This window comes from Paraburkholderia phytofirmans OLGA172 (assembly GCF_001634365.1).
Taxonomy (GTDB): domain Bacteria; phylum Pseudomonadota; class Gammaproteobacteria; order Burkholderiales; family Burkholderiaceae; genus Paraburkholderia.
Map to the genome: position 1 here is coordinate 1,019,009 of NZ_CP014578.1, position 17,865 is coordinate 1,036,873.

The following is a 17,865-nucleotide window of genomic DNA, read 5'->3' on the forward strand; positions in this document are numbered from 1 at the left end:
GCGCTTGAGCCAAAATGGCAATGGAGGTGGGAAGAGCGTCTTCACTTATACGCTCTCGTGACCCATACGCCTCCCGGTCGACAGCAGGCGCCTAACCCGACATGCTTTCGCAAGCGGAACGTGGAAATCCCGTATCGCTCCCCTCGGGGACAGCAAGCCGCAAGGCTTGCCCATGGCGATGCGGGCGAAGGATTGAGGACAAAGCGAACGCCATCCTGTAATCGGATGGATAGGGGTTGCAACATCATCCCACGCGAAAGCGGGCAAACTTCCTCGTGGTCTCTCATCACAAGAGAGTAGGTAGAACCATCTTAACGGAAGGGAAGCAAATGGACGCAGCAACACCAGCGTGTGCGCCTTCCGGCGTGGCATGGGACGGCATCAGTTGGGCCGATGTCCAGCGTCAGGTAAGACGGCTGCAAGCGCGTATTGTGAAGTGGACACAGGCCGGCAGGCACAACAAGGTGAAAGCCTTGCAATGGCTGCTGACCCACTCGTTCAGCGGCAAGGCATTAGCCGTCAAGCGGGTGACTGAAAACAAAGGCAAGAACACCCCTGGTGTCGACAAGGTCATCTGGAAAACACCGGGGGCAAAGACCAACGCGATTGCGTCGTTGAAGAGACGGGGTTACTCGGCTCTTCCGCTTCGGAGGGTAATGATACCGAAGAAGAACGGGAAAATGAGGCCGCTCGGCATACCCGTGATGCGCTGCAGGGCGATGCAAGCATTGCATCTGCTTGCTCTGGAGCCGGTTGCGGAAACCACTGCCGACCCGAACTCGTATGGGTTCAGGCCGGAGCGCTCAACAGCCGACGCGGGGGAACAATGCTTCATCGCCCTCGCGAGAAAGACAAGCGCGCAGTGGGTGCTGGAAGCCGACATCAAGGCCTGTTACGACGAAATCAGCCATCCATGGATGGTCGCTAACATCCCCACGGACAAGGTGATCCTGCAGAAGTGGCTCAAGGCGGGATATGTGTATCAGGACGAACTCTTCCCGACCGATGCCGGGGTCCCTCAAGGGGGAATTATTTCACCGGTAGTGGCCAACATGACGTTGGATGGTCTCGAAGCGATGCTGGCAGAGAAGTTTCCGAAGGCAAAGCGGACAGGCCTGAAAATGCACATGGTGCGGTACGCGGACGACTTCATCATCACTGGCCACTCGAAAGAGTGGCTGGAGCACGAGGTCAAACCCGCGGTGGTCGCATTTCTGGCGGAACGTGGGCTCGTCCTGTCGCCGGAAAAGACCAAGGTAACGCACATCGACGAAGGGTTTGACTTCCTCGGATGGAATATCCGCAAGTACAACGGCAAGCTGTTGATGAAACCGTCGAAAGCGAACGTCAAAGCGCATCTTGACAAGATCCGGGAAGTCATCAAAGGCAACAAGACGGCCAAACAAGCAAACTTGATACGCCTGCTCAACCCGATTTTGCGGGGCTGGGCGAACTATCACCGCCATGTGGTCGCCAAGGAAACCTTTGCTCGGGTTGATACATATGTCTGGTCAATGCTGTGGCAATGGGCGGTTCGACGGCATCCAGAGAAAGGCGCCCGCTGGGTCAAAGATAAATACTTCAAAACCCAAGGCACCCGCAACTGGGTATTTGCCACAACCGAAAAACAAGAGGATGGGGGGAAGAAGGAGCTTGTCCTGCTGAAAGCGGCGGACACGCCGATACAGCGGCATGTCAAGATCAAGGCCGGGGCTAACCCGCACGACCCACAGTGGGAACCATACTTCGAGACCCGATGGGGCAAGAGGATGATGAACCTGCCAAGGGGCCGCGCGAAGCTCTACCGGGTCTGGCTGAGGCAGGATGGCCTGTGTCCGACCTGTCAGGAACCGATCGCAATAGGAACCCCTTGGGTCACCCGCTTCATTGTGAAAAGAACCGACGGTGGGTCGATTGCAGCGGGCAACATTCAACTGCACCATCCCGGTTGTCATGGAATTCAAAAGTACGCCGGAAATAAGTTGTGAAAGCGGGTGTCGAAAGATGCCTTGGCAGAGGCTTGAGCTGTATGCAGGGAAACTTGCACGTACAGTTCTTAGGGGGCTAGGTGCGGGCAACCGCGCCTGGCTACCCGGCGGGCCAGGCATGAACGCGGCGTGTGCTTCGAAACACAAGCAGCCACATCGTGCGCTTTAAAGCGCACGCCGCGCGTAGCAAAAATCCGGGGTGTAACGCCGTCGCGGCATCGGGCGCGTTGCAATAACAACTACAAGGAATGTTAAGACGCCGCCAGTACATGGAACTGCACGCATAGCGCGCAGTCGAATGCGCTCAATAGCCGCTACTAATATCACTCGTCACAAGCGGTGTGGCGTCGTCGGGAGAGGAAAACAACATGAACAAAGCTATCGAACTCGCACTCTTTTTGCATCTGCTCGCGGTCGCGGTGTGGGTGGGTGGAATGGTGTTTGCGCATTTCTGTCTGCGCCCGGCCATTGCCGATCTTTCGCCGCAACTTCGTCTGCCTTTGTGGGAGTCGGTGTTCGGCCGCTTCTTCAACTGGGTCGCGGCAGCCGTGCTGGTGATTCTACTCACTGGCGGTTTCCTGCTGATGCAATTCGGCGGCGGTCACGCCACGTGGCCGTTGCATGCCATGGCCGGCATCGGCATCGTGATGATGCTGATCTTCGGACACATTCGCTTCGCCGTGTTCCCGCGCATTCGCCGCGCGGTGCAGGCGCAGAAGTGGCCGGACGGCGCGCAAGCGGTCGGCACGATCCGGCGTCTGGTGCTGGTGAATATTGTGCTGGGTGTGGTGACGATCGGTGTGGCGGTGCTGTCGCGCGGGTTCTGAAGCCCGACTACTTACCGCGACATTCTGCTCGCGTCGTGGAGTACGGCTTCACAGCGCGAGCGTGAGTGACGGCTCTGAAGCGCGCGAATGAATACCGGTTATCAAGCGCGGGCCACCACCGACTACGGCATGGCGCCGCAGGCAAGCCACAGCCCACACACGATCGCCACAGTCCCGTACACCACATACACCGGCACCTTGAGTTTCGCGAAGCACATGGCGGAGAACAGCGCCGTCACCAGATACTCAGGTTTGAACGGCACATGCCCCGCGATGCGCAGTACCGCCACCGCCAGAAACGCGGTGGTGACCGCGCGCAGGATCCGCATGCCGTGCTCGAAACGCGGATTGGCCTTCAACTGATGCAGATGCCGCTGCGCCAGCACCACGAGGCAGCCCGACGGCACAAAAAGCGCGAGCGTAGCAATCAGCGCGCCCACCCAGCCATCCACCAGATAGCCGAAGAACGGCACCACGTTCAACAGCGGTCCAGGCGATAACGGCGATAGCGAAAACGCCAAGGTGAAGTCGTTATCCGATACACCGATGGCTGGCGTGACGAATAGCGTCTTGAGCACCGGCAACGCCGAGAAACCGCCGCCGAACAACGTCATGCCCGCACCCGCCAGTCGTGGCCATAGCAGCGCCAGCTCATAGCGATGCGGCAACGGCAGTGCGAATATCGCCAGCAGCACGCACAGTGCGGCCAGCATGTGCCAGTCGCCGCGACCGATCGACACGGCGATGCGTGCATTGCGATCCGTGCTGACCAGCCAGCCGGTGCCGAAAGCCGTGCTGAGCATCACCACGTACGCCGCGGGACTGTGCGCATAGAAGAGCGCTACACACCCGAGCACCGCCGCGATCCATTCGAGCTTGCCGCGCACCAGCGCGCGCGTCTGTTTGTACCAGGTGATCGCGATCAGCGTGGCCAGCACCACGCTGAAATGATTGAGCAAAGTTTGAGAGGCAGCGGCCCGCACGAGCGGCGTGCGATAGAAGATCGCGAACAGCGTCATCAGCATGAAAAAGGGCAGCACGCTTGCGACGCCGGCCACCCAGGCGCCGGCGCGTCCGCGCAGCGCATGTCCCAGTTGCACGGCGACGTTGCAGCCCACCGGTCCGGGCACCATCCAGGCAAGCGCGATCAGATCGGAAAAGGCCACGCGCGAGAGCCGCCCTTCGCGTTCCACGTAGTGGTTTTCAAGTTGCGCCATCAGCGCGAGGCCGCCCCACGACAGCGCCGACAGGCCGAACACGACCCGGAACAGCGTCCATAGCGGTTCTCGTCTTCCTCGCCTTGCGGCATCCTGGCTCGTGATCGTCTGCATGGCGCCGCGGGCGCCGGTACGCGGGCGGCCCGCCCCTTGGGATCATCGTTGTGTGTGTTGGTGCGCCGGCAGCCGGCATCGCACTGTAACGCGGTACAGCGTGAATGTAGCGGGTTTTGCGATGCTGCGGTTGGATAAGCGCGGGGCGCCGCTTATCCGTCTAAAGGCTGGGCGCTGCGCCCGTGTGCTAGGCGCGCCACAGCCGGGCCGCGCTCAGCTATTGGTGCTCGCGCTGGTGCTGGACACGCTGTTGGTGCTGTCGGTTTCATGCGCGGCGCGGTGACCCTTCATGCCGCATACGCCGAAGCGTTCGAGCAGTGCCGGAATCGCGTCGACCGGCACCGGACGCGAGAACAGGAAGCCCTGCGCCTCGATATGGCCGAGCCCGGCGAGCCACGCGATCTGCTCTTCGGTCTCGGTGCCTTCGACTACTACCGTGAGCCCGAGCGAACGCGCCAGGTTGACGATCGCAGTGACCATCACGCACACGCTGCGGTCACCGGGAATCGCCTGGACGAACGAACGGTCCACCTTCAGCGTGTCGACCGAGAAGCGGTTCAGATAGGAGAGCGACGAATAGCCTGTGCCGAAGTCGTCGAGCGCAATGCGCACGCCGAGGCGCTTCAACGCGAAGATCTTCTCCGAGACGAGTTCGGGGTATTCCATCATCGCCGTCTCGGTGATTTCAAGTTCGAGGCGGCGCGCGGAGATGCCGCTTTCCTCGATTGCGTGCGCGATGGTTTCGTATAGATCGCCGCGCCAGAACTGCACCGCGGAGATGTTCACTGCAAGCGACAGCGTGTCGTAGCCCTGTTGCTGCCACAACGCCAGTTGACGGCAGGCGGTTTCGATCACGAAGTCGCCGATCGGCACGATCAGGCCGGTCGATTCGGCGACTGGAATGAATTCGTTGGCCGGGATCAGACCGTGTTGCGGATGGTTCCAGCGCACCAGCGCTTCAAACCCGGTGATGCAGCGGCGCGTCAGATCGATCTTCGGCTGATAGGCGAGAAACAGCTGGCCTTCGGCGAGCGCGACGCGCAACTGCTGTTCCCACTTCATCAAATGGTCCGCGCGGTGCGACAACTGCGGCGAATAGAACTGGTAGCAGTTCTTGCCCGCGTCTTTGGCGCTGTACATCGCGAGGTCGGCTTTTTTCAGCAGGTCGATTTCGTTCTCGTTGGCGACCGAGTAGAGCGCGATGCCGATGCTTGCATGCAATACGAACGAGCTGCCGCGCACTTCGAAAGGCTGGGCGAATACTTCGGCCGCCGCTTCGGCGAGTGTGACCGCGCGCTTCTCGACGTCGTCGCCCTTGATCACCACGACGAACTCGTCCCCGCCGATGCGGCTCAGCGTGCCGCAGTCGCCGACCGCGGCGGCGAGGCGCGAGGCCGTCATTTGCAACACGATGTCGCCGGCGTTGTGGCCAAGCGTGTCATTGACGGTCTTGAAGTTGTCGAGGTCGATGAAAAGAATCGCGAGGCGGCCGAGATTGGCGGGCTGAACCACGTCGTGCCGCAGCGTTTGCAGCGTCGCATAGCGATTGCGCAAACCGGTTAGCAGATCGTATTCGACCAGATGCGTCATTTCCCGCTCGCGCCCGAGCAGCTTGCCGATCAACCCGGTGGCCACCGCGAAGAAGCTCAGCATCGCGAGCGAGACGAAGCTGGCCATCAGCAGATAGACGTTGCGCGTGTGGTTGTAGTCGGCGAATTCTTCGGCTTGCGACAGGCCCACCAGCACGCCGAGCGGATAGCCGTCGATATGCCGGTACGAGACGATGCGCGTGACGTTGTCGATCGAATCGACGTAGGTGCCCGACACATGCTCCGAGGTCGGATACGAACCGCTCGCCGAGAATGCACCGTTGGCGCTTTCGGCGCTGCCCGTGCGGCGCGCCAACACCGTGCCGTTGTCCGAGATCACCGCGATCACGCCTTCTCGGCCGATGGCCGCGTTGTTGTAGAAGTCGCTGGTGAAATAGCTGGGGTCCTCGGAGACCACCACGACCCCCGCGAACGAGCCGTCGGGATGATTCAGGCGCCGCGTCATCTGCAAGGTCCAGTGGCCGGATATGCGGCCGAGCACCGGCTTGCTGATGTACAACTGGTCGTCGTTCTCGTGTTCGTGGACCTTGAAGTGTTCGCGGTCCGACAGATCGATGTGTTTGGGATTGAGTTCGGCCGTGTTGGCGATCAGCCTGCCGTGCTCGTCGATCAGCGACACCTGCACCAGTGTCTCGCTTTGCACCACGCCTTTTTCGACTGTGCTGGAGAGATCGAAGTGATTCGGCGTTTTCTCGAACTCGTATTTGACGAAGCGGGTGATCTGGTCGACCTGGTGAATCGCCTTGACCGTATGCTGCTCCAGCGCCGCGGAGAGAATCGCAGCGGAGGCCATCGCTTCACGATTCGTGGCTTCTTTCTCAACCGACAGACGCGCGAAGATCACGGTCCAAAGCAGGATCAGGACCAGCACGCCGAGCGCGGGAATGACGAGCAAGGCACGGCGGCGCGACACGGCAGGGTCGCGGCGGGGCTTGGCTTCGTGCTGGTCGGAGAAGCGGGACTGGCTCATCGTGCGGCCCGTGCCCTGGTGCCGGCCAGCTGCAACTGCGCGAGCATCGACTGCGCTAATTTCATGGGTGGCTGCATGGTGACCAAGGTGCCGGAACTGCTGCGCAGGGGAAGGGGGCGTGGCGTCGTGCCTGACCGTCCGCAGGTCGTCGGGTACGTTTCGATATTACTTAATGCCACTGGATTAAGGAAGGGTCCGGGCATCGGGTATACGCGGGCGCGGCCGACCGTCCCATCCGGGTGAATTCGCAGCCGGCGCGGCCAGCCTTGGGGCCGCAGCCTGGCATTCGTATTCGAATATTTCATCGGGATCCGGAATTCAGGTGTGCCAGGCCTCTCATCATGCATAGCGCATTAATCGCGCCGTTCATGGCAACCGGAACGTGCCGTCGACGATCGTCACCGACGGCCCACCGATCCACGTCTTGCCGGCTGCGTCGTCGTAGTGCACCGACACGTTGCCGGCGCGGCCCAGTACGGTGCCTTGGCGGGCCGTGTAGTGTGAGCCCGGGCGCAACTGCTGGGCGCTCAGCAGGCCCGCAAGCGCGGCGTTCGCGCTGCCCGTTACCGGATCTTCGCCAATGCCGAAGCCACCGCCTGTCATCAGGCAGCGCACCTCGAAGGTGGCCGGGCCGTCAGCGCCGTGCGGGCCGTAGACGGCGAGACCATGAGTGTCCATCGCATGCACGAGGTCGGCGAGCGCAGCGGCGTCGGGTTCCAGCGCGAGACAGTCGCGCGCTGAATTGAGGCGTACTACGAGCCATGGTGCACCATTGTCGACCGCGCAGGGCGTTGCACTGAAATCGATTGCGTCACTACGCAAAGCTGCAGCCAGTGCCGCGTACCGATCTTGAGGGAGCGCCGTGACGCGCGCGGGAGGCGCGGCGAAAGCCCAGCCGCCTTGCACGTTGCCGGCCGATCCAGATTCAGTCAGTGCTTGCAATTCGACGAGACCCACGCCGCATTGCTGCACCAGTTTGCCGGCCTGCTTCGGTCGATACCCGCTTTCGAGCAGCGCATGCGCGGTGCCGAGTGTCGGATGACCGGCGAACGGCAGTTCGCCATGCGTTGTGAAAATACGCACGCGATAATCGGCCGCCCGGTCGGTCGGTTTCAGCAGGAAGGTGGTTTCGGACAGATTGGTCCAGTGCGCGATCGCCTGCATCTGATTCGCATCGAGCGCGTCGGCGTCGAACACGACAGCAAGCGGATTGCCTTTGAACGGCACCGACGTGAATACGTCGACCTGTTTAAAACGAACGGTGTTGGCGGGCATCGGGCGCAATCCGGCGAATCCAGCAGGTGGGTAGGATTCGCGGATTCTATCCGGTGACAAAGGAACGATCCACCTCTTCACACATGCAAAACGCGCCGCGGGTGACTGGCACCTCGCGACGCGTTCAGAATGTTCAGGACGACCCGCTGGGCAAACCAGCGGCCGAACCTGTTGGCGTGCGTTACTCGACCTCGGCGATCATCTCGATCTCGACGCATGCGCCGAGCGGAATCTGCGCCACGCCGAACGCCGAGCGCGCATGCTTGCCGCGCTCGCCGAACACGTCCGCGATCAGTTCGGACGCGCCGTTGGTGACCAGATGCTGCTCGGTGAATTCGAGCGTGGAGTTGACGAGGCTCATCAGCTTGACGATGCGCGTGACGCGATTCAGATCGCCCACATGCGCGTGCAGCGTGGCGAGCAGGTCGATCGCGATCGAGCGTGCGGCGGCCTTGCCTTCTTCGGTGGTGAGGGTGGCACCGAGCTTGCCGGCCCACACCTTGCCGTCCTTCTTGGCGATGTGACCGGACAGGTATACCGTGTTGCCGCTTTGCGCGCTCATCACATAGGCGGCTGCCGGAGCGCCTGCGCTCGGCAGTTCGATGCCCAGTTCCTTAAGCTTGTCGTACACATTCGTTTGAGCCATGGTGTGTCCTTGGTCAGTAGTGAAATTCGGTAACCCGGCGAGGTGGCCGGGTCGCTTAGACCTTCGCGCGGATCAGCGCCGCAAGACGCGACACGCCTTCGTCGATCTTGGCCGGCGGCACCGTGACGAACGACAGGCGCAGCGTGTTGTGCTGGGCTTCGCTCGCGAAGAACGGACCGCCCGGCACGAACGCCACATTTTGCGCGACGGCTTCTTCGAGCAGCTTCATGCTGTCGATCTGTGCGGGCAGATTCACCCACACGAACATGCCGCCTTCCGGCCGGTTCCAGCTTACGCCTTCGGGCATGTAGCGTGCGAGCGAGGCGAGCATCGCCGCGCATTGATCGCGATACAGCTCGCGAATGGTCGGCACGTGCGTGTCGAGGAAGCCGTCCTTGATCACTTCGTACACGATGCGCTGCGTGAAGCTCGGCGTGTGCAGATCGGTGGCTTGCTTGGCCTGCACGAGCTTGAAGATCAATTCTTCGGGCGCAATGATGTAGCCGACCCGCAGGCCCGGCGCCAGCACCTTCGAGAACGAGCCGAGATGGACGATGTGATCCGGCGCCATCGACAGCATGGTGGGCAGCGGTTCACCGGCGTAGTCGAGCGCGCCGTAGGGATCGTCTTCGATCACCGGGAACGGTGCGGTCTTCGCAAACGCGGCCAAGGCGCGGCGGCGCTCGACTGGCAGGCGGCGGCCCGTCGGATTCTGGAAGTTCGGTTGTGCATACAACAGGCGCGCGCCGGCCGTCAGTTCGGGCGTAAGCGCTTCAGGAATCAGGCCTTGCTCGTCGGTCGGCACCTGCACGTAGCGCGGTTCGTACATCGAGAACGATTGCAGCGCGCCGAGATAGGTCGGCGTTTCGACCAGCACGGGGCTGTCCGGGCACACCAGCACTTTGCCGAGCAGGTCGAGCGCCTGTTGCGAGCCGGTCGTGATCAGTACCTGCGAAGGGCGAATCTGTGCGCCGTTCACCGAATAGCGTTGCGCGATCCATTCGCGCAGCGGCAGATAGCCTTCAGTCGCGCTGTATTGCAAGGCCGCGGCGGGCGCGTCGCGCAAAATGCGGTCGGATGCTTCGCGCATGCGCTCGGCCGGGAAGGTCGCCGGCGAGGGCAGGCCACCCGCGAACGAAATGACTTCGGGCCGTTCCGTGACCTTCAGGATCTCGCGAATCGCCGAGCTCGTGAGCTTGCGTGCGCGTTCGGACAGTTGCCACGTGGGGGCTTTCAAGTCGCTTTGGTCCATGGTCTCCTCTGCTGGTATGTCTGGAACCGGTCAAAACTTCAATTATCGCGCGAGTTGATGACCCGCGCGCGCTGCTTATTTAAGGGTCCGTAGACCCTCGGGTGTTTCAAACTCGGCGACGAGCGCCGCTGCGCCTTCCGTGGGTTCGAGTGCGATCAGGTGCGCCGCGCCCAGCCAGTGCAATTGCGCGGCAATCACGTCGGCTTGCGGATGTGTCGCTTTCAAAGCTTTCAGTGCGATGCCTGTTTCCGGCAACGCCGCCGACGGATGCCGCGGCGTGTCCCACTGGATCAACGACGGCAGCACGCCTTCGCCGGCGCCTTGCCATGCGGGGAACGCGCCGTCGTCAGGCACCGAGAGGACCCAGCTGAAATCGCCGCGTGTCATTGGCACGATCGGCGCAATGCGCTGTGGATACTGCGTCTGCCACGCCGCGAGCCGCTTCGGGGGGGCGACCCGGGCGACCCAGTGCGACAGGTACGGCCCTTTTTCGAGCCGCGCGTGCGTCGCCGGGTCGTCGAGGGCGAACAGGCGGGCACGGGGTGCGGCACCCTCCGCGGGTTCCGCGGCCTGCGGGTCGACCGCGATCACCTCCAGATACACGCCGCCCCACAGGTTCAGCAGGCGATTGTGCGTGCGCATCAGCGGATGCGCGCCGCCGCCGGCCGGTGCGACGCCGAGCGTGTCGGCCACGTACTGCGTGCCCTCGTCGAGGGTGCGGGCGGAAATTACGAGGTGATCGAGACGGAGCGAATGGGCAGTCATGGCGGATCAGGAAAGCGGTTTCTGCGGTAAGCCGGAACGCGCGCCGGATGCGGCAGCAGCGTGGCCGGGGGCGTAAGCATAACCGTTTGCCGGGTCGGCGGGACAGGCGGATGGCGTTTGGGCTGGTCTGGTCCGAGGTCGCTCGTGTGCAATGCATGCCGCTCGGGCCGCTTCGCCATCTGTTGCTTATCTTGAATGTAGCCTTGAATGTAGCGGTGGCGACCGGCACAGTAACGGTACAATCGATTCGATACCGTTCGGTACAGTTGGAGCCCGTTATGTCCGTCCCGCTTGCCCAGATTCCCACCCCGCACGATACGGCCTCGCTGACGTTGGTCGAGCAGCTCGTCCAGTGGGCGCGCCGCCGCATCGAGGAGCGCGTGTTCCGTCCCGGCATGCGCATGCCGTCGATCCGCAAGCTGGCGCTGGACAAGGGCGTATCGCGCTTCACCGTGGTCGAGGCGTACGAGCGGCTGGTGGCGCAGGGCTACCTGGAGTCGCGGCGCGGTTCCGGTTTCTATGTGCGCGAACGATTGGGCTGCGCGCCGACGGCTGAGATCCGCACGATCGCCGCGGCGGCGCCCGCGCCGGCGACGATCGACGTTGTCTGGCTGCTGCGCAATATGCTGCATACGGGCGCGCGCCCCGAGCGCAGCCCGGGCCTGGGCTACCTGCCGGGACGCTGGCTCGACGGCGATCTGATCACGAACGCGCTGCGCACCCTCGGCCGGCAAAGCGGTGCGCAGATGCTCGGCATCGGCACGCCGCAGGGCTTTTTGCCGCTGCGCCAGCAATTGCAGACGCGGCTGGAGGAGCTCGAAATCGGCGCTTCGCCGGATCAGATCGTGATGGTCTCCGGCATTACCCAGGCCATCGACCTGATTTCACGAATTTACGTGAAGCCGGGCGATGCGGTGATCGTCGGCGATCCGGCCTGGTTTCAGATGTTCGGGCGCTTCGCGTCGCAAGGCGCGCGGCTAGTCGGCATGCCATACACGCCGGATGGGCCGGACCTCGACGCGCTCGAGTCGCTGGTGGAGACGTGGCGGCCGAAAATGCTGGTGATCAATTCGGTGTTGCAGAATCCAACCGGCACGTCACTCACGGCCGCGCAGGCGTTCCGCATCCTGCGTCTCGCTGAGGCCTACGACTTCATCGTCGTCGAAGACGATATTTACGGCGATCTGTGCCCGCCGAGCTATCCCGGCACGCGGCTTGCGAGCCTCGACCAGTTGAAGCGCGTGATTTACCTCGGCAGCTTTTCGAAGACGCTGGCGCCCAATCTGCGCGTGGGTTTTATCGCCTGCGCCCCGGAGGTGGCCACGGCCGTCGCCGATCAGAAAATGCTGGTCGGCATGACGAGTCCCGAATTGAACGAGCGTGTGCTCTACAAGATTCTCACCGAGGGCCACTATCGCCGGCATGTCGAGCGGCTACGCGCGCGGCTCGACGGCGTGCGCGAAAAATCCGTGCGGATGCTCGAGAAGACCGGCCTGAAGCTGTTCCTGACGCCCACGGCAGGCATGTTTCTATGGGCCGACACCGGCGTCGATGCGAGCGCGCTCGCGGCCGCGGGCCACGAAGAAGGCTTCCTGCTGACGCCGGGGAGTCTGTTTTCTCCGCAGCAATCGCCGACCACCTGGATGCGCTTCAATATCGCCAACTGTGGCGATCCTGAGCTGTCGACATTCCTGTGCCGCTATCTGGACGGCGTCGCGCGGCGCGCCTCTTGAAACCGCGCCGGGCCGCCCCAATTTAGCGCGCAATATGGCGATCCGGCGACACGGCCTCGGCGGTCCATATGATCCATGTGGCCCGCGGCCGAGCGCCACGCCAGACTAGAACCCATTCGTAACAGAGAGGAAGTCCGACCATGGCACAAGAAACCATGAGCTTTCAGGCAGAAGTTAAACAACTTCTGCACCTGATGATCCATTCGCTGTACAGCAACAAGGAAATTTTTCTGCGCGAGCTGATTTCGAATGCGTCCGACGCGGCCGACAAGCTGCGCTTCGAAGCAATCGAAAACAGTGCGCTGTACGAAAACGATCCGAATCTGCGGATTCGCGTGTCGTACGACAAGACCGCGCGTACCGTCACCATCGACGACAACGGCATCGGCATGAGCCGCGACGAGGCGATCTCGCATCTCGGCACGATCGCGCGTTCGGGCACCAAGGAATTTTTCGGCAAGCTCTCCGGCGACCAGCAGAAAGATGCGGCGCTGATCGGCCAGTTCGGCGTGGGCTTTTACTCGGGCTTTATCGTCGCGGACAAGATCACGGTGGAAACGCGCCGCGCCGGTTTGCCGGCCTCGGACGGCGTGCGCTGGGAAAGCGCGGGCGAGGGCGATTTCGCGGTGGAGCAGATAGAACGCGCCGCGCGCGGCACGACCATCACGCTGCATCTGCGTGCGGACGAAGACGACCTGCTGTCGTCGCATCGTCTGAAGTCGATCATCCAGAAGTACTCGGATCACGTCGCGCTGCCCATTCTGATGGCGAAGGAGGAGTGGGACGCTGAAAAGAGCGAGATGGTCACGAAGGACGAGGAAGAGACCGTCAACCAGGCGAGCGCGCTGTGGACCCGTTCGAAGAACGACATCACCGAAGAACAGTACAAGCAGTTCTATCAGCACCTCTCGCACGATCATCAGGATCCGCTGACGTGGACGCATAACCGCGTCGAAGGCCGCAGCGAGTACACGCAACTGCTGTATGTGCCTACGCATGCGCCGTTCGACATGTTCAACCGCGATCATCGCGCCGGCCTGAAGCTGTACGTGAAGCGCGTGTTCATCATGGACGACGCGGAACAACTGCTGCCCGCGTATCTGCGTTTCGTGAAGGGTGTGGTCGATTCGGCCGATCTGCCGTTGAACGTGTCGCGCGAAATCCTGCAGGAAAGCCGCGACGTGAAGGCGATCCGCGAAGGCGTGACCAAGCGTTCGCTGTCGATGCTCGAAGAACTGGCCAACGCCGAGAACGATGCCGACCGCGAAAAGTACGCCGGCTTCTGGAAGGAATTCGGTCAGGTGCTGAAGGAAGGTGTCGGCGAAGACTTCGCCAATCGCGAGCGTATTGCGAAGCTGGTGCGTTTTGCGTCGACCCATACGGAATCGCCGGAGCAGACCGTGTCGCTCGCCGACTACGTCGCGCGCATGAAGCCCGAGCAAACGAAGATCTATTACGTGACCGCCGACGCCTGGCAGGCCGCGACCCACAGCCCGCATCTCGAAGTGTTCCGCAAGAAGGGCGTGGAAGTGCTGCTGCTGACCGATCGCGTCGATGAATGGATGCTGTCGTTCCTGAACGAATTCGACGGCAAGCCGCTGCAAAGCGTCGCGCGCGGCGATCTCGATCTGGGCGCGCTGAACGATGAAGAAAAGCAGGCGCAGGAGAAGGTCGGCGAGGAATTCAAGCCGCTCGTCGACAAGATGAAAGAAGCGCTGAAGGACAAGGCCAAGGACGTGCGCTTGACGTTCCGCCTGACCGATTCGCCGTCCTGCCTCGTGGCCGACGACGGCGAAATGAGCGGCTATCTGCAGCGCATGCTGAAGGCCGCGGGCCAGGACGCACCGTCGTTCCATCCGATTCTCGAAGTGAATCCGGAGCATGCGCTGGTGAAGGGCTTGCATGCGGACAGCGCGAGCTTCGACGACTGGTGCCATCTGCTGTTCGATCAGGCGCTGCTTGCCGAAGGTGGCGCGCTGGAAGATCCGGCCAGCTTCGTGAAGCGTACCAACGCGTTGTTGTTGGCGCGTGCGGGTTGAGTTTTCGAGTTTGAATTGAGCCTGGGCCGGCGTCGATTTGACGCTTGTGGTTGAAAAATGCGCTGCTTCGGCAGCGCATTTTTTTGCCCAGTACCTTGTCGCCTGACTGCCCGGAGGAGGTTTTGCGACGGTGCTTAGGTGGGCAATGGCGAGGCCTTAGCGCGCGGGCGCTTGACCGTGCAAATGCCGCACTTGCGATAGCACGGACCCTGCGAGTTCCTTTGCCTCCAGGCAGGTGAGGTGATCGGCCAGCACTTTCGCCGCGAGACTGCCGATCACCGCGCTCGTCTGCTTCGACGTGTGATGCTGCGCGAGCGCCGAACCGGCGAGTTCCTTCTCCAGATACAAGGCGCTCGGACGCCGTAGGACAACCGCCGCCAGATGGGCAATGCGGTCAGAAGTTTCTTTTGTGTTCGTAGTATTCAAGCCTTTGCTCCTGTGTGTTGGTTGTCGATCCGGACGATTTCGTGACCCGCTAGAAGTCGACCGGAAAATAATTATGGTTAACTAATCAAATCTGTTCAACAAAACTAAATCGAGATTGATTTGTGGGATGCGAAATCGCGCAATTGTCTTATGCTCGTGCGATCGAAATTCGGATGCTTAAAGGATTATTTGCAATCTCTAAGCCATTTATGCACCGAGTCTTATTTCTGCGATTGTGCGCGTCTGCGTGCGACAACCTCTCTGTATTCTTATGTCCGATTCCATCCTGGTGAAATCCGCCGATCCCGTGTATCTGCTGTGGTCGATCTTGTGCGAGCAAGGTTTCGACGCCGCCGAGCGACGAGCCCTCGAACTCATTGCAGAGGGTGTCACGCCGCAATTGCGCGCCGACCTGTGCGCGAGCGCAGGGCGTTTTGAAGCGGCATACCACAGTGCCTCGCAAGCGCAGGCGGCAGAAAGCGGTACGCGTCATGCCCGCGTGGCGCTGTTCGCCGACGCACTGGGCCGTGCCGACGCTGCGCAGCGCAACAGCGAATTGGCGGTAAACATGCAGCCGTCGGCTGCGACGGTCGAATGGATCGTCTGGCTGATCGACCACTGCAGCGCGCCTTCGGCGGCGGCGCACATGTTGCGCGCGTATGAGCAGCACACGCCGCAAGACGCCCGGGCGCCTTGGTGGTTGGCGATTGCGCTTGCGGCGTTGCCGGATGCGGGCGCGCGAGCCGAGCGTCGCGCGGCGCTGTTGCGGGCCTATGCGCTCGACCCGGCAATCCACCCCGCGTTGCCGCTGCAGCTCGTGCTGGCTTTCCGGGAGATCCGCGATTGGCTCACCGTTGAACGCGTGTGTCGCGAGGTGCTGGCGCGCCATCCCGCCGATGCCGAAATCGCCTGGCAACTAAGCCATGTGCAATGGCAGTGCAACGACCCAGCTGCGGCAGAGGCGACCATGCGCGCTGTCGACGCCGCCGCACCCGGCAATGCCCACGTGCTGGCCGCGATCGGTATGTATCTTGCCGAGCAGGCGCGGTTTGCGGATAGCGAAGCGGCGCTGCATGCGGCCCTCGCGCTCGACCCGTCCGTGCCGCAGGCGGCCGTCGATCTGGCCGATCTGAAGTTGCGGCGCGGTGACTGGCCGAACGCATGGCCGCACTTCGCGGCGCGTCTGACGCGCGACGACCGCGAGCCGAACAACGTCGTGACGGTGATGGAGCGGCTGTGTCCGCGCTGGCAGGGCGAACCGCTGGCCGGCAAGACCCTGATCGTGCACAGCGAACAGGGCAACGGCGACGATATCCAGATGGTGCGCTTTGTGCCCGAGTTGGCAGCGCACGTACGTGACGAGGGTGGCCGGCTGGTGCTCGCGGTACGCCGGGCGCTACAGCCGCTGCTCGTGCGCTTTTACGCGGATTGCGTGTCCATCGAGGACGGGCCCCTCGGCAAGCCGAACTTTGGACTGCCAATGATGAGCGTGCCGTCGATGCTTGGTTTGCAGCCTGAGCAGGTGCGCGGCGCCGCCTATCTGTCTGCCGATGCAAGCCGCGCGGCCGCATGGCGCGAGCGGATCTGTGCATACAGTGGGGAGCCGGCGCGATTGCATGTCGGCCTCGTTTGGTCGGGCAGCCCGACGCATCGTCGCGACGCGAAACGGTCGATTCCGCTTGCAGCGCTGGCTCCGGTGCTCGCGTTACCCACGGTGGTGTTCCATCCGCTGACGCCGGGCCGTCACGCCGACGTGACGGCTTTGAGCGCGCAGGGATATTGCGTTTGCGATCTGACTGCGCACTACCAGGCCGGTTTCGATGACGTGGCCGCGCACGTGGCCGCGCTCGACGCAGTGGTGACCATCGATAGCGCGCCTTTGCATCTGGGCGGCGCATTGGGGCGTCCCGTGCTGGCCATGCTCGATCACGTCTCACACTGGTGTTGGGGCAATGAGGAAGCGCAGCCTTGGTACGACACGGTCGAACTGTTCAGGCAGCCGCAGCCGGGGGTGTGGGAGCCGGTGGTCGAACGCGTGGCGGCCAGATTGCGGGCGATGCCAGACGCGCGATAGTCGTTCGCGCGAATGGTGCGCATGGCGTGAATCGCGCGGAAACCGGAAAGCCGCATCTATAAGAGCACACACGTAAAAAACGCCCGCATGACTGAACTGCACCCCAAGTTGTTGGACGGGTGTCCAACTTTGCGGGGTCAGATCATGACCGCGGGCGCTTTTACGAACCTGGCGTCAGGCGGCGAACGCCTACTTCTGTCCCATCAGCGTATCCATCGTTTCGCCGCGCACCACGATCTCGGTGCGTCGGTTTAGCGCGCGCCCTTCTGCTGTGTCGTTGCCGGCGACGGGGTTGTTGTACGCGTAGCCCTTCGTCCGGATCCGGTCCAGCGCCACGCCGCGCGCCACGAGCGCATAACCTACCGCCGTGGCGCGCGCTTCGGAAAGCTGCTGGTTATAGTCGAGCGTGCCGACATTGTCGGTGTAGCCCTCGACCAACACCGGCTTCTTGCTGCGCTTGAGCAGAACGGCTGAACGATTGATGACTGCCGCCGCATCGCCGCGCACTTCGGATTTGCCGAACTCGAACAGCGCGGCTTCGGGCAGCTTGACCGAGACACCGTTGGCAACCGGCGTCACTTCGATGCCGACGGCCTTGTTCAACGATGTTTCTTTATCGCGGCTCAGCGGCGCCGCGCACCCCGCCATCAGCAGGACAGACATTGCGCACGCGGTGACGCCCAGAAATGTTCTCATGTTTTCATTTTCTCTTTCAGAATCCAATCACATGGCACGCCCTTCGATTGCGGGCGAACCGCCGACTTTGCAATGCCCGGAGGTTGTATCGCGCGTCAGCGGGCAGGGAGAATCAGAACTATCTGAAATCGACATCTGGTTAAAAAGCAGGTCAGCGTCCGAATGGCTGTCAATGGAACTGCCTGAAGGGAAGACGGGTGTGGGGCTGGCAATCCTCTGACGGCGTCGCCGTT

14 protein-coding genes are annotated in these 17,865 nt (G+C 62.3%); 6 read left to right on the forward strand and 8 right to left on the reverse strand.

The window, feature by feature from the left end:
* Positions 1-329: 329 nt before the first annotated feature.
* Positions 330-1,988 carry a group II intron reverse transcriptase/maturase gene (gene ltrA / locus AYM40_RS04345; RefSeq protein WP_063495150.1) on the forward strand — a complete coding sequence of 553 codons (1,659 nt, stop codon included), beginning with the start codon at positions 330-332 and terminating at the stop codon, positions 1,986-1,988.
* A 368-nt stretch (positions 1,989-2,356) separates the two neighbouring features.
* Positions 2,357-2,815 (forward strand): CopD family protein, encoded by a 459-nt coding sequence (locus AYM40_RS04350; protein WP_063495151.1) that lies wholly within the window; start codon positions 2,357-2,359, stop codon positions 2,813-2,815.
* 122 nt (positions 2,816-2,937) lie between these two features.
* On the opposite strand, the gene AYM40_RS04355 is transcribed toward AYM40_RS04350, so the two are convergent.
* The 6 genes from AYM40_RS04355 to AYM40_RS04380 form a co-directional block, all read right to left on the reverse strand.
* Positions 2,938-4,146: a chromate transporter gene (locus tag AYM40_RS04355; protein WP_063495152.1), complete on the reverse strand. Its 1,209-nt coding sequence runs from the start codon at positions 4,144-4,146 to the stop codon at positions 2,938-2,940.
* A 213-nt stretch (positions 4,147-4,359) separates the two neighbouring features.
* Complete coding sequence (locus tag AYM40_RS04360) at positions 4,360-6,726, reverse strand: EAL domain-containing protein (protein WP_063495153.1); 2,367 nt, start codon at positions 6,724-6,726, stop codon at positions 4,360-4,362.
* Between the two features lie 366 nt (positions 6,727-7,092).
* Positions 7,093-8,001 (reverse strand): PhzF family phenazine biosynthesis protein, encoded by a 909-nt coding sequence (locus AYM40_RS04365; RefSeq protein WP_063495154.1) that lies wholly within the window; start codon positions 7,999-8,001, stop codon positions 7,093-7,095.
* Positions 8,002-8,182: 181 nt separating this feature from the next.
* Positions 8,183-8,647 (reverse strand): RidA family protein, encoded by a 465-nt coding sequence (locus AYM40_RS04370; protein WP_063495155.1) that lies wholly within the window; start codon positions 8,645-8,647, stop codon positions 8,183-8,185.
* A 55-nt stretch (positions 8,648-8,702) separates the two neighbouring features.
* The gene (locus AYM40_RS04375) at positions 8,703-9,899 is read right to left on the reverse strand and encodes a PLP-dependent aminotransferase family protein (RefSeq protein ID WP_063495156.1); all 1,197 of its coding nucleotides are present in this window, start codon (positions 9,897-9,899) and stop codon (positions 8,703-8,705) included.
* Between the two features lie 75 nt (positions 9,900-9,974).
* Positions 9,975-10,664, reverse strand: a complete 690-nt coding sequence (locus AYM40_RS04380; protein ID WP_063495157.1) for a VOC family protein — start codon at positions 10,662-10,664, stop codon at positions 9,975-9,977.
* Positions 10,665-10,942: 278 nt separating this feature from the next.
* On the opposite strand from AYM40_RS04380, the gene AYM40_RS04385 reads away from it, so the two are divergent.
* Entirely contained in the window at positions 10,943-12,397 is a 1,455-nt protein-coding gene (locus tag AYM40_RS04385; protein WP_063495158.1) for a PLP-dependent aminotransferase family protein, read from the forward strand.
* 140 nt (positions 12,398-12,537) lie between these two features.
* Positions 12,538-14,436: a molecular chaperone HtpG gene (gene htpG, locus AYM40_RS04390; protein ID WP_063495159.1), complete on the forward strand. Its 1,899-nt coding sequence runs from the start codon at positions 12,538-12,540 to the stop codon at positions 14,434-14,436.
* Between the two features lie 156 nt (positions 14,437-14,592).
* Here htpG and AYM40_RS04395 read toward each other — a convergent pair whose 3' ends face one another.
* The gene (locus AYM40_RS04395; RefSeq protein WP_063495160.1) at positions 14,593-14,862 is read right to left on the reverse strand and encodes a hypothetical protein; all 270 of its coding nucleotides are present in this window, start codon (positions 14,860-14,862) and stop codon (positions 14,593-14,595) included.
* A 271-nt stretch (positions 14,863-15,133) separates the two neighbouring features.
* Between AYM40_RS04395 and AYM40_RS04400 the strand changes: the two genes are divergently transcribed.
* Positions 15,134-16,936 carry a tetratricopeptide repeat protein gene (locus AYM40_RS04400; RefSeq protein WP_063495161.1) on the forward strand — a complete coding sequence of 601 codons (1,803 nt, stop codon included), beginning with the start codon at positions 15,134-15,136 and terminating at the stop codon, positions 16,934-16,936.
* A gap of 189 nt (positions 16,937-17,125) precedes the next feature.
* On the opposite strand, the gene AYM40_RS04405 is transcribed toward AYM40_RS04400, so the two are convergent.
* Positions 17,126-17,632, reverse strand: coding sequence for an OmpA family protein (locus AYM40_RS04405; protein WP_063495162.1), 507 nt, complete (start codon positions 17,630-17,632; stop codon positions 17,126-17,128).
* On the opposite strand from AYM40_RS04405, the gene AYM40_RS39905 reads away from it, so the two are divergent.
* Positions 17,532-17,852, forward strand: coding sequence for a hypothetical protein (locus AYM40_RS39905; protein WP_162493824.1), 321 nt, complete (start codon positions 17,532-17,534; stop codon positions 17,850-17,852). The genes AYM40_RS04405 and AYM40_RS39905 overlap by 101 nt on opposite strands.
* Positions 17,853-17,865: the final 13 nt, after the last annotated feature.

Coding starts and splice junctions, on each gene's coding strand:
- ltrA (WP_063495150.1), top strand. CDS start 330: ATGGACGCAGCAACACCAGCGTGTGCGCCTTCCGGCGTGGCATGGGAC.
- AYM40_RS04350 (WP_063495151.1), top strand. CDS start 2,357: ATGAACAAAGCTATCGAACTCGCACTCTTTTTGCATCTGCTCGCGGTC.
- AYM40_RS04355 (WP_063495152.1), bottom strand. CDS start 4,146: ATGCAGACGATCACGAGCCAGGATGCCGCAAGGCGAGGAAGACGAGAA.
- AYM40_RS04360 (WP_063495153.1), bottom strand. CDS start 6,726: ATGAGCCAGTCCCGCTTCTCCGACCAGCACGAAGCCAAGCCCCGCCGC.
- AYM40_RS04365 (WP_063495154.1), bottom strand. CDS start 8,001: ATGCCCGCCAACACCGTTCGTTTTAAACAGGTCGACGTATTCACGTCG.
- AYM40_RS04370 (WP_063495155.1), bottom strand. CDS start 8,647: ATGGCTCAAACGAATGTGTACGACAAGCTTAAGGAACTGGGCATCGAA.
- AYM40_RS04375 (WP_063495156.1), bottom strand. CDS start 9,899: ATGGACCAAAGCGACTTGAAAGCCCCCACGTGGCAACTGTCCGAACGC.
- AYM40_RS04380 (WP_063495157.1), bottom strand. CDS start 10,664: ATGACTGCCCATTCGCTCCGTCTCGATCACCTCGTAATTTCCGCCCGC.
- AYM40_RS04385 (WP_063495158.1), top strand. CDS start 10,943: ATGTCCGTCCCGCTTGCCCAGATTCCCACCCCGCACGATACGGCCTCG.
- htpG (WP_063495159.1), top strand. CDS start 12,538: ATGGCACAAGAAACCATGAGCTTTCAGGCAGAAGTTAAACAACTTCTG.
- AYM40_RS04400 (WP_063495161.1), top strand. CDS start 15,134: ATGTCCGATTCCATCCTGGTGAAATCCGCCGATCCCGTGTATCTGCTG.
- AYM40_RS04405 (WP_063495162.1), bottom strand. CDS start 17,632: ATGAGAACATTTCTGGGCGTCACCGCGTGCGCAATGTCTGTCCTGCTG.